Raw genomic sequence first — 12,706 nt, 5'->3', positions numbered from 1 at the left:
GATGAAAAAGAAAGATCACTCGGTATTTGATGATTTAAGAAATGGCGAAACAATCACTTCATTCCATCCCGGTCGCGACGAACTTAGAAAATCATCTTACGCAACTATTGGCTTATTACAGCAAATGAATAGCAGCGCCGATCCGCTTTTAATTAATGATTTTTTGGCTAAAATTACCGGTAAAAAGATAGATGAAACGGTAGCTGTGTTTCCGCCATTGTACATCAACAACGGAGAAAATTTAAGTATTGGAAAAAACGTTTTCATCAATTTCGACTGCACTTTCCTGACTTTAGGTGGAATCACCATTGAAGATCATGTACTCATAGGCCCGAAAGTAAGTTTGCTTTCTGAAGGACATCCACTGACTGCTGCTGAAAGAGATTCACTGGTGCCAGGCAAAATCCACATTAAAAGAAATGCCTGGATAGGTGCTAATGCCATCATTTTGCCGGGAGTAACTGTTGGCGAAAATGCTGTGGTTGCTGCTGGTGCAGTAGTATCAAAAAACGTTGATGACAATACCGTTGTTGGCGGGGTGCCGGCAAAGTTTATTAAACAGATTAATGTAGTAGATAATGAAAAAATTGATCATCCTAAGCTTGATAGCCTGCTTTAGTACGCTCCAGCTACAGGCACAAGTAAAACATGAGAAAACAGAAAACAACATGAAAAGAGATATTCCAAAAATCAGCGATTTCCCAACGGGAGAAGAAAATACGGGCTTTGCCCAGTATTTTACGGGTAAATCTTATCTCGCTCCATTAACCAGCAATAAAGATCTTAAGGTTCCATTGGCAAATGTAACTTTCGAACCTGGATGTAGAAATAACTGGCACAGCCATACCGGCGGGCAGTTGCTCATCGTAATCGGCGGCGAAGGCTTGTATCAGGAGCGGGGGAAACCGGCCAGGCATTTAAAGGCGGGTGATATTGTTGAAATCGGGCCAAATGTTGAACATTGGCATGGCGCCACAGCCAACAGCTGGTTTTCTCACCTTGCCACCAATGGTAGCCCGGCTTCCAATGAAAATAAATGGCTGGAGGCTGTTAGTGATAAAGATTATCAGATTGCTAACAATCAAATTTTAAAATAATGAAAGTCATCAGCTGGAAAGTTGGATTGCTCCTTTTGCTCTCCAATATCATGATTCCCAAAACGAAAGCACAAGAAATGGCCAAATTAACTAAACAGGAAAAAAGCCTCGCTGGTATTTCTGCTACAACGGCAACAGGTAAGCTAGACTTGCTTAAAATTCAACTCGTTGAGGGTTTGAACAATGGATTGACGGTTAATGAAATCAAAGAAACCCTCACGCAATTGTATGCTTACTGTGGTTTTCCACGAAGTTTAAATGCTATCAATACGTTTTCTGCCGTATTAACTGATCGCAAAGCGAACAAAATCAACGATGTTGAAGGAGAAAAAATTATCCAGAATACGGTAAAGGATAAGTACGAACAGGGCAGAAAGGTTTTAGAACAACTCACTCAAACACCGCAAGCAAAGCCTGCACCTGGTTTTGGCGAATTTGCGCCTCGTATCGATGCTTTTTTGAAAGAGCATTTGTTTGCCGATATTTTTGCCAGTAAGGTGTTGGATTTTCGCCAGCGGGAACTGGTTACCATTAGCGCACTGGCTTCTATCGAGGGCGTAGAAAGCCAACTACAATCTCATATCAAAATGGGCAGAAACGCAGGAATTACAGTTGCCGAGCTGGAAGAACTGAGTGCTGTGGTTCGGCAGTTGGTAAGTACTACGCAGGCGAACACTTTGCTCAAGAATATAGATCGACCAACACTTGCAGTGATCAAGCCCGATATGATGGTTCGTATTTCCGAAATCGAAATATTTCCAGAAAATCTGGAGGCCTATAAAACAATTTTAAAGGAAGAAGCGGCGGCATCGGTAGCGAAAGAACCTGGAGTGATCGCCATTTTCCCAATGTTACAAAGGGAGCAACCCACACAAGTGAGGATTATCGAAATTTATGCCGACAAAGCTGCCTACGAACAGCATTTGCTTACCCCTCATTTTAAAGAGTACAAAAATTCAACGTTAAAAATGGTGAGAGCATTAAAATTGATTGATATGGAAAGCCTGGATCAGGAAACCATGAAGGCAATATTTAAAAAGTTGAAATAAGCCTGAACTATTATTTGAGATGACAATAAGAAAATGAACCATACCCTGGCAACTTTAGTGTTTTTTGAATAATAGCATTTGGACCGTGGTTTTCCTTAAATCTATTGCAGAAACAGATTTCGCTGTTTTTGGTTAATATATGCTCCCTTTTAATTGCCACTTCGAAGAAGGAACTATTTTAACTTTTGGTACTCACCCGAATTCTAGTTAGCTTAGGCTAATAGAAGATAAACCTTTGTTAAGAAGCACAAAATTTAGGAAACCAAATGGGATCTCTTGCCTAGAGTGTCTTTCGGTTGAATGAATCAATTTTTATTGGATGCCTTAAAATGCCTTTATCATGCCTTCATCCTGCCTTAGGGATGCAATAGGCGTGCAGTAGGAAACCTACATACGTTGGATAAGTGTCGGTATATTAAAAATCCATTCTCGTTGATATGCAAGACTGGACTCAAAACCGCAACCTTTACCTAATGAAATGATTGACAGAATTAAAATACCTGATGATATGAAAAGGATTTTACAGATTTCTATACTGTCAATGGCAGCATTATTTTCATTTAGTAATGATAAAAAAGGAAAATCAACAACAACAGCCCAAACAGTAAAAAATATCAATTACGAAATTTCATTTCATGCATACAATAAATTTCATTTCGATAAGTTTATTTGGCCAACTTCAACGGTAAAGGATTCCCTCGCCAAGATTTTATCACTATTAAAACAACGTGCTATTGAGCATGAACCTGATACACTTGGAGAATATTACACATTTTACAAGGGGACTGGGTTTGTTCCCTTAAGTAGTTATGTAGAACAGGCCAAGGCAAGAAAATCAAGCCTTCTTGGAAGTTTAGTGGCTGCAGAGAAGGCAGTAAAGAACGGTCAGATTGATAAGGACAAACTCTTTCAAGTTGATCACTACTGCCTCTTGTTAAGTAGTAGTGAGACTTTTCCAAACGACTGGCTTATTTCTCCAGATTATTCATTTTCTAGCGAGCTTATAGATATCGTTTTTAAGAATCAGCATGAACTGCTTTATAATCAATATCTTTATGATAATGATCCAGAAAGCCAATTTCATTTGCCAATTCTAGAGAAACTAAATTTCGGTGATGAAACAATAATAAGCCCTCATTTTATTGATGGCAAGCATGCTGCAGGGCTCATTCATATTTTAGATCAGCACAAAGTTGATCGAGATGATTCTCTTGAAAAGGAGATCAAGTTGTTCAAACATTTACTGCAGAAGGTGGTTTTAGGCGATATTATATTGGTATTAAACAATCATAGCCAATAAAGTATTTTAAATTAGATATTTATGTGGTAAAGGACTTTAAGCAGAATAACCTCCTTCAGCTCAGACGGATAATTTATTTAAAGGCAATTATTTTGTATTTTCGCCTTATCACGAATGTCAAACTATCCATCATTTTCTGACCAGCAACTCGTTCTGCTCCTTCAGCGGGGTAATAGGGGAGCATTTGCAGAGATTTACAATAGATACCAGACACTGCTTTTTCTCTACTCTGTAAAAAAGCTCCAGGATCAGGAAAGTGCGGAGGATATCGTGCAGGAGGTATTCGTATCCTTATGGAATGCGAAGCAAGGCCTTAATAGTGAAATGGCCTTAGGTCCATACCTCTACCGGGTAGTATTGAACAAAATATTGAATATTTTCAGAAACCGGAATGTTTCACAGGAATATATCTCCTCATTACAATCAACCATAAACGAGCGCTTCGAGGAATCAGCTGATTATTTAATACGAGAAAAAGATATTTCGGCTGCAATTGGATATGAAATTTCAAACTTGCCTGGTAAAATGCGTGAAATTTTTGAACTTCGAAGGAAAAACTACCTGAGTAATAAAGAAATTGCCGCTGTATTAAATCTTTCGGAGCATACTGTAGCCACACAAATCAAAAACGCCCTAAAAATCTTAAGGAATAAACTCGGATCCGCAATAATTTCCGCGTATTTTCTTCATCTGTAATTTTTTTTTCATTCTATCTACCCGATCGGTCCGCTTTAAGTGTATTGTTAGTATAGAAGATAAAAAAATGATTGAAAAATTTGATGCAAAGGATCTGTTAGAGAAATTCAGTGCTGGAAAATGCACTGCTGATGAAGAGCAGGCAGTGCGTTACTGGCTTCACAACTTTCGCTCCGGCTCAGAAACCTCTTATTCTGCTGATGACCTGGAAGCGATATCGGAGGAATTGTGGGCGAAAATCGAGATCGCTACCGTTCCAACCAAAATTAGCAGGTCGTCCATCTGGCCACGCATAGCTGCTGCGGCCGCTGTCCTCTTATTCATTGTTGCTGCCTTCTACTTCCTTCCATTTAGAAAAACAGGAACCGACAAAATTTATAGCGTTTATAAAAATGACGTGCAGCCAGGGGGAAATAGGGCCTACCTGATCTTAGCTGATGGCAAAAAGATAAATCTTGATACCCTTCGGGGAGCCCTGAATCAACCAGGCGTTCATATTTCAAAAGGCAAAGACGGTACACTGACTTATGTTGCGCTGGAGAATGCCGGGGCTGCAGATCAAGAAAACACAATTAAAACCCCAAATGGCGGAAAGTTCAAAGTCTCACTACCGGATGGCACAACTGTCTGGTTAAATGCTGCCTCTTCCCTAAGCTATCCGCTATCATTCAAGGGCAGCGCAGAAAGAATAGTTAAGCTTGTTGGAGAGGGCTATTTTGAGGTTTTCCACGACAGCTCACATCCATTTATCGTTCAATCGGCAGGACAGTCACTTAAGGTATTGGGCACGCACTTCAACCTTAAGGCATATGGGGAGGAAAACCAGATTACTACTACACTTCTATCTGGTTCGGTGAAGGTTTATGCCCCGGGGTTAAACTCTTCAAAGATATTGAAACCTGGTGAACAGTCAGCTTTTGATTCAAGCAGATTTACACTTTCTCCAGGAGATACAGAGCAGGCGACTGCATGGGTAAACGATGATTTCGTGTTCAACGGCGAAGACCTTCATGGGGTGATGAGACAGATCGCCCGCTGGTATGATGTTGATGTAGAATATACTTCTCAGAAAGATGATGCCGTGTTCTACAGTACCATATCAAGAAAAAAGAAGCTTTCAGAAATTCTAAAGGCACTAACATTAAATCAGGGTGTTCATTTTAAGCTTGAAGGAAGGAGGGTTACCGTTATGCCTTAACTAATAATGCATCCTGACAAAAAAACGGGAGCGTTAGTGGCGCCCCCGATACGGTAGTTAGGATCAATAATGTTCGAATACAATTATCAACTAAAAACAAACCAAACAAATGTATAAAAAATACCATGTAAATGGATACGATCCGACCAATCGTATCCGTAGATTACCATTTATCGATAAGGCATTGCAGGTTGCACAGACTTGCTTTAAGAAAGCTACCGGAAGGACGTTTTTCCTTTTTATTGTGCTGGTTATTAGTAATTTAGTTTCTTCTGCTCAAAGCCAGAAGATTACTCTCAATAAAAAAGAAGCTTCACTTACCGAAATATTGAGGGACGTAAGAAAGCAGACCGGAATTGATTTTGTGATCAATAAGGAACAGGTGGCAAAATCAAGAAAGGTCACTGTAAACTTTAAAAATACGGATCTGAAGACAGTTCTTGATGAATGTTTCAAAAATCAGCCCCTTGATTATTCGATAGAGAATAAGATTATCGTGGTTGTGAACAAGATACTGGTAGAAACCAAAGCATTTATTCTTGGGCTTAAGGTTCGCGTTCAGGATCAAAATGGAATCCCGTTGCCTAATGCCACCGTGTTCTCGAAAGATGCGGGAACATTGGGCTATACTGATGCCGATGGGCTGGTTACCTTTTCAAGGTTGCCTCAAAATTCACGAATTGTTATTTCATTTATTGGCTATAAGTCAGATACCTTAACTGTCAGGTCGGCAGCGGAGCAACTGGTGATGCTAAGCCAGCAAACCACCATGATGGACGATGTGTCTATCGTTTCAACCGGTTACCAAACCCTTTCACGTGAACGGGCAACGGGATCTTTCGGGAAACCGGATATGCAGATTTATCAGAACAGGGTGGCCACTCAAGATCTGGTTTCCAGGCTGGATGGACTCGTTGCCGGAGTAACGGTTATTGCCGGGCCGAAAGGACTTACGGGAAACAGGCAGTTTGGTGGTGGAAATACGCAACAAAGTATCATCAGGGGCAAATCTACTGTTCAGGCGAATGGAGATCCGCTTTACGTTGTAAACGGTGTTCCTGTAACTGACTTATCAGTAATCAATCCTGACGATGTTCAGGATATTTCGGTGTTGAAAGATGCCTCCGCAGCATCCATATGGGGCGTAAGGGCCTCAAACGGTGTAATTGTGATTACGACAAAGAAGGGCTCAGCAGGAAAGCCTTTAAAGATCAGTTATTCGGGAAATATCTCTCTCTTCGGTAAACCAGATCTGGATTATATTCCAATGATGAACAGTTCGCAATATATACAAACGGCGAGGGAACTGTTCAATCCTGCTACTTTTCCATATGCATCTATTGGCACCTCGGTGATTGCGCCACACGAGCAAATCCTATACAACCAGAACCGTGGCATGATCAGTTCAGCTCAGGCGCAGCGCAGTCTGGATAGTTTGAGCAATCTCGATAACAGCGACCAGATCAGGGATTTGTTATTTAGAAATGCTTTCACCACCAACCATACGCTTTCCGCCTCTGGTGGATCATCTGCCTACAACTTCTATGCCTCTGGTTCTTACACTAATACCACCAGTAGCCATCCAGGAGATCAGAATGGCGTATATCGTTTAAATATCAGCCAGACTTTTATGCCGATCAGCAGACTTCGGATCAGCTTGAATACTGCATTGAACAATACCATCACCAGTAGCGACAGAAGCATAGTTATCGGCAGCAATTTTGTTCCCTACCAGCTCTTTCAGGATAATGCAGGCAATAACCTGCAAATGAATTATGTTCAGGGGCTTTCGCCGGAGGTAAGAAAAGATTACCAAACCAGAAGCCGGATCAATCTTGATTATTCGCCTTTGGACGAAGTTAATATGGGATTTACAAAAGGGAATACCCTCTCGGTAAACCTCACCGGTAATGTGAATTTAAAACTATGGAGAGGACTGAGCTTTGATGGTACATACAGTTATCAGAAAGCGCCATCTGCGAGCCAGCTTTATAACGATAGCAAAACCTATGACCTGCGAAGGGAGCTGCTGGGTTTTACGGTTGCACGTACTGCGAATGATGTACCTGTATATTATTTGCCCACCTCGGGAGGAACTTATAAAACGGTGAATATTGATCAGCGAAATTATACACTACGAAACCAGCTGATTTACAATATGGCGCTTAGGGACGGAAAGGATCGGCTTAATGTTCAGATCGGGCACGAAGCACTTGAGCAGCTGGCAACCAACAGAACCAACATTGCAAGGGGTTATGACCAGGATCTGTTGACTTCGGCCAGCCTTAACTATCTGGCCTTGAGCCAGGGAATTTTTGGAGCAGTATCGTCCTTTAGAAGTACTTTCAACGAAAAACCATTTGAGACTTTTGAACAGCTTAACCGGAATGAATCATTTTTCGGACTGTTCAATTACACCTTGAATGAAAAATATATGCTTGATGCCAGCGTAAGGCGAGATTATAGCAATCTTTTTGGTTCGGAAAAAGGAAAGCAACGTAAACCGACTTTTAGCGTGGGTACGAAATGGCTGATTAGCAAGGAAACCTTCCTGGAGCAGAGTACATGGATTAATAATCTGGCACTTCGTACCACGTATGGCGTTACCGGTAATTCGCCGTTCATTGGTGCAGGTTCATCAAGGGATGTGATCCAGATCGGCCGGAACAATGTAACGGGTGACTATTATACGCTGGTGGGCCTGGCCAATAATCAGCTTACTTTTGAAAAAACGGCGACGGTTAATATTGGGGTTGATTTTAGTGTGCTACATAACGCGATTAGCGGAAGTATTGATTTGTATAATAAGAAAACCACTGATATTCTTGGGCAGGTAGATCTCAATCCGGTCAACGGCGCATCTATTATTCGGGGTAACCTGGGTAACATGAGCAACCGCGGCTTGGAAGTCACCTTGAATTCGAGAAATTTGCAGCTTAAAGATTTTAGTTGGACAACAGGCTTAACCTTTAGTTTGAACAGAAACCGCCTGCTGAATTATTCGACTCCCCAGCCCACTCAGCTAACCACCAATGGAAGGATAAATAGTAATTATGTGGTTGGCTACGGTTTACAGCCGTTGTTTGCCTATCAGTTTGCAGGGCTCGATGCGCTTGGCGATCCACAGATCCGTTTGGCCAACGGAACCGTTACCAAGGATCCAGAGGTTGCTACGGCCGAAGATCTGATCTATATGGGTACCACTATTCCGAAATTTAACGGTGGGTTGAGTAATACCTTCAGATATAAAAATCTTTCGCTTACCGCAAACATGATCTATAATTTCGGTAACGTGATGAGACGGGATGTTAACCGTTATTTTTATGGAAGGATTGAATATGGCACCGGCAGTTTCGGCGGTAACCTGAGCCCGGAATTTCTGGACAGATGGAAAAAACCGGGGGATGAACTCCTGACTAATATCCCATCTTACGTGGCCAGTGCCGGCGTGAATGTAAGCCGGAGAAATATTGATTATTACACTTACGCTGATATCAATGTGGTGAGTGCTTCCTATATCAAACTCCGGGACCTTACACTGAACTACATAGTGGGGCCAAAGTTGTTGAACCGCCTGCATGTGGAATCTTTATCGTTTTTTGCACAGACTGGGAACTTTATGATCTGGAAAGCTAACGACTTCGATATAGATCCGGAATACCAGACTTTTAACCAGGGTGGACGAAATATGCCCGCCTTTAAGCACAGTTTCAGTTTCGGTGCAAACCTTACCTTTTAATCTTAAGATGATGAAAATATATCAATATTTATCTTTCCTGCTGCTGTTGGTTTTTGTAGCAGGGTGTAAAAAATCCTTCCTTGAAGTAGTGCCCAAGGGACTATTAGTTGCCAAGACAACGGACGACTATGATAAGATCATGAACGCTCCGGATCTCTATCTTTACTCCTATGCCGGCGGCTGGCAATCAATGGTGCTCATGGGAGACGATGTGGCTGCAGAAGGCAGTTACTTCTCATCAGCTTCACCGATGAGCCAGAATGCATTCAATTATAAGGCAGATATATTCAGGGCTCAGGATAATACCTTTGATTTCAAAGTTTATACAGGTAACCTGTATGCGGTAAATAAGGTGATCAATGAGATCGATGAATCTACGGGGGGAGCGCCTCGCAGAAGATGGCATTGAAAGCCGAAGCACTGGCTAACCGGGCGTGGATATATTTCCAGCTCATTAACATTTATGCTAAGCCTTATAACACTGCATCGGCATCGCAGGATTTGGGTTTCCCTATTATCCGGGATGCCGACATTAATTTGAGTGGACACATCAGAAATAGTGTTGCCGAGGTTTATGCCTTTATCATCCAAGATCTCAATGATGCGATTAGTGCCGTGCCCATGAACAACAAGTTTGCCCAACGTTTTTCAAAGCCCGCGGCGGAAGGAATATTGGCCAAGGTATATTTATTTATGGGCAGAAACGCGGAAGCCCTGGCTATGTTCAACACCGCTCTAACTGATGCTGCGGCCCAGACCAGGCCTGCTAAGCTTTACAATTACAATGTGGAATTTGCTTCAGGAGGGAAGTTTGATCCAATCGGCTACAATGGTCCAAATAATTCTCCTGGGATAAATTATGATGACGTAACAGAATCGGTGCTGGCGAAAACATTTTACAATGGGCCCTACAGCGGAAACGAGTTTGGAAATGACTTTCTTGTGCTTTCTCCCAAGGCACAGGCGCTGTTTGCTTCGGGAGATTTGAGGCTGAATTTTTATGGCGCTTTTTTTCCGAATTCTACACCCAACCCCTCAGGCAGGCTATCGAAATATTCAGTTAATTATTCAAAGTTTGGATTACAGTTGGCTGAATTATACCTGTTAAGGGCAGAAGCAAATGCGAGGTTAAATAATCTTGCAGCCGCAGTTGCTGATCTGGAGCTGCTGCGTAGAAACCGTATGCCTGCAAATATTGCCGGGGTTCCTGCTCAGGCTGCTTCCAGTAAAGAGTCACTGATCATGTTTATCTTCCAGGAGCGTACCAGAGAGTTTGCCATGGAAGGATACCGGTGGTTTGATATGCGTCGCTGCTCTATCGATCCCATTTTCTCCGGGGAAACTTTCTCGCACATCATTTATAATGACGAGACTTCTACCAATATTACCAGTTTTAATCTGCCTCCGGACAGGCTTACGCTTCGGCTCCCGCCAATCGTAATGAATGCCAATCCAGGCTTTACCAATAACCCTTAAATAATGATCATGAATATTTTAAAAATCAATATCCGCTTAGCGATTACCTTAAGTTTACTACTGTTTTCAGTGGCTGCTTTTTCACAGAACAAATTCACCATCAAAGGGCAGCTTTCGCCGGAGATTAATGGTAAAAAGATCGTGTTATCCTATAAAAACAACGGTGTAAGCATAGAAGATTCTACCTTATCGCAAATGGGTAAATTCACCTTTAAGGGTGTGATCGGAGATCCGGCCTATGCGAGGATCACAGTAGATCCTCCTGCCATGACCACTATGCAAAATGTAAAAAGTATTGATGTCCGCGATTTCTTTATTGATGCCGGCGAAATTTTAATCACAGGGTCTGCAGGAGTAAAAACAGCATCGGTTAAAGGTGGAAAAACACAAGCAGATCTTCAACGGAGGTTTGAGCTTTATAAGCCAGTACAGGCCCGAGTCGATTCCTTGAATACATTGATAGCCGGTTATAAGGAAACAGGTGACACTAAAGCAATGGATGCTGCCAGACTGCTGATGAATGCAGAATTAGCCAAAACAGGGAAAATTGACAGTAATTTCATCAAGGAAAACCCTAACAGCTTTCTCTCCCTTGACATCTGGAGATCAAAACACCGGGGCACTCTGCGTTCCAGCTTTGAGCCAGAGTTCAACAAGTTCAGTCCAGCGGTTCGTAATACCTTCGCCGGCAGGGAGATCCAGGCTAAATTTGATCTGGCAAAAAAACTGGCTCCAGGACAGGTGGCACCTGATTTCAAATTGAAGGATACTTTAGGTAAGGAAGTTTCGCTGTCTTCGTTAAGAGGAAAAAATGTATTTCTTTGCTTTTTTACGCCGGATTTTATGAATTATGACGCCTTTGCATTTAACCTTGGACGGATCAACAGAGCCTTAAAAGATAAAAACACTATGATGGTTACTGTTTATTACAGCTATGCCGACAGACCAGAGTCTTATTGGATGGAAACAATCAAAAAATCGAATTTTGACTGGTTGAATCTTAATGATATTGGTGGCGTCAACGATACTGGTAGTGTGAGTCCAACTGCAAAAGCCTACGGACTGACTTACTACACCATGCCTAGTGCACTTTTAATTGACACAAATGGAAAAATCCTGGCTAGCCAGCTCAAATTAAATGATACGGGATTGGCGCAGGAACTCACCCAATTAATAAAATAGATATGAAAAAAAAAGTAATATTGACAATTGCGTTTATGGCAACTACTATTATAAGTTTGTATGCGCAAACTCCTAAACGGGAATACCTTGATGTTGGAGATACCATCAATGTTTATCCGAAGGTGGAGTGGATTAAAGGAACTGCCGTTGATAAATTCGACCCAGCTAAAATATACATTGTTGATCTCTGGGCAACATGGTGTAAACCCTGTATTGCAGCAATGCCCCATCTTAATGAAATGGCGTTGAAATTTAAAGACCAGGGTATAATTTTCGTTGCACAGGACGTGATGGAGGATGATAAGCCCAAAGTATTAGAGTTCTTAAAAGCAAATGATAAAATGATGAGTTTCAATGTGGCCTTTGGCGGCGGAAAGGGAAGTGAATTTGAGCGGGACTGGATCAAGCCAGCAGGTGTGAACGCTATCCCTCAAACCTTTGTGATCAAGGGGAATAAATTGCTTTGGCAAACTTCTCCAGATATGATCAATGAAGCTGTTATCGAAATGCTGATTAAAGGTGAGTTTACCATTGACAAAGCCAAGACGGCTATCTCAAAAGGTAAATAATTTTTGGATAATTATCTATTTTCTTATAATTTAAGCGTTTGCGGTTGTTTGCCGCAAACGCTTTTTCCTGTTTGAGGTTTCCTGTGAAATATATGGAGATGGTCTTTAGGTCTGGCAAAACTAATCTGTGTGACCCTGTAGCGCCAAATTCCTATTGATAAGGTAATTAATGATTTTATTCGAATCACGTTTCTGTTGAGATGGAGCAGTTTGCTGCGATTGATTTAGTGATGTTTCGCAGGTTCTTCTCATTAAGTTTTTAAGTAATTCTATATGGATTCGTTTGGAGTTCTCTTCGCCAATACATTCAGCGTTAATGTCGTTACCTGTGCCTTGACGTTTGGGAGCAGGCTTCGGAAGTATTAAGCGAGTTTGGCAAATCTATCTGTAAGGTAGAGGT

The 12,706-nt window shown here is 41.7% G+C and carries 11 protein-coding genes; all 11 read left to right on the top strand.

Annotation, left to right across the window (positions count from 1 at the left end; translation table 11 throughout):
* Position 1 precedes the first annotated feature (1 nt).
* The 11 genes from ACZZZC_RS21230 to ACZZZC_RS21180 all read left to right on the top strand — a co-directional run bounded on the left by ACZZZC_RS21230 (position 2) and on the right by ACZZZC_RS21180 (position 12,306).
* Complete coding sequence (locus ACZZZC_RS21230) at positions 2–619, top strand: acyltransferase (RefSeq protein WP_463483897.1); 618 nt, start codon at positions 2–4, stop codon at positions 617–619.
* A gap of 49 nt (positions 620–668) precedes the next feature.
* Entirely contained in the window at positions 669–1,097 is a 429-nt protein-coding gene (locus ACZZZC_RS21225) for a cupin domain-containing protein (RefSeq protein ID WP_463488089.1), read from the top strand.
* Positions 1,097–2,146, top strand: a complete 1,050-nt coding sequence (locus tag ACZZZC_RS21220; protein ID WP_463483895.1) for a carboxymuconolactone decarboxylase family protein — start codon at positions 1,097–1,099, stop codon at positions 2,144–2,146. Before ACZZZC_RS21225 ends, ACZZZC_RS21220 begins: the two co-directional genes overlap by 1 nt.
* A 508-nt stretch (positions 2,147–2,654) precedes the next feature.
* Positions 2,655–3,446 (top strand): hypothetical protein, encoded by a 792-nt coding sequence (locus tag ACZZZC_RS21215; protein ID WP_463488088.1) that lies wholly within the window; start codon positions 2,655–2,657, stop codon positions 3,444–3,446.
* A gap of 114 nt (positions 3,447–3,560) precedes the next feature.
* Positions 3,561–4,142 (top strand): RNA polymerase sigma factor, encoded by a 582-nt coding sequence (locus ACZZZC_RS21210; protein ID WP_463488087.1) that lies wholly within the window; start codon positions 3,561–3,563, stop codon positions 4,140–4,142.
* 67 nt (positions 4,143–4,209) lie between these two features.
* The gene (locus tag ACZZZC_RS21205; protein WP_463483892.1) at positions 4,210–5,340 is read left to right on the top strand and encodes a FecR family protein; all 1,131 of its coding nucleotides are present in this window, start codon (positions 4,210–4,212) and stop codon (positions 5,338–5,340) included.
* A gap of 109 nt (positions 5,341–5,449) precedes the next feature.
* Positions 5,450–9,079 carry a SusC/RagA family TonB-linked outer membrane protein gene (locus ACZZZC_RS21200; protein WP_463488086.1) on the top strand — a complete coding sequence of 1,210 codons (3,630 nt, stop codon included), beginning with the start codon at positions 5,450–5,452 and terminating at the stop codon, positions 9,077–9,079.
* A 7-nt stretch (positions 9,080–9,086) separates the two neighbouring features.
* The gene (locus ACZZZC_RS21195) at positions 9,087–9,488 is read left to right on the top strand and encodes a hypothetical protein (RefSeq protein WP_463488085.1); all 402 of its coding nucleotides are present in this window, start codon (positions 9,087–9,089) and stop codon (positions 9,486–9,488) included.
* A complete protein-coding gene (locus tag ACZZZC_RS21190; protein WP_463488084.1) occupies positions 9,479–10,555 on the top strand; it encodes a RagB/SusD family nutrient uptake outer membrane protein in 1,077 nt (358 codons plus the stop codon). The genes ACZZZC_RS21195 and ACZZZC_RS21190 overlap by 10 nt, the downstream gene beginning before the upstream one ends.
* A 9-nt stretch (positions 10,556–10,564) precedes the next feature.
* Positions 10,565–11,737 (top strand): DUF4369 domain-containing protein, encoded by a 1,173-nt coding sequence (locus ACZZZC_RS21185; RefSeq protein WP_463483889.1) that lies wholly within the window; start codon positions 10,565–10,567, stop codon positions 11,735–11,737.
* 2 nt (positions 11,738–11,739) lie between these two features.
* Complete coding sequence (locus ACZZZC_RS21180) at positions 11,740–12,306, top strand: TlpA disulfide reductase family protein (RefSeq protein ID WP_463483888.1); 567 nt, start codon at positions 11,740–11,742, stop codon at positions 12,304–12,306.
* Positions 12,307–12,706 lie beyond the last annotated feature (400 nt).

This window comes from Pedobacter sp. AC212, assembly GCF_979258625.1.
Note: the sequence above shows the minus strand (reverse complement) of the source record. Positions and strands in the feature narration are given on the sequence as shown.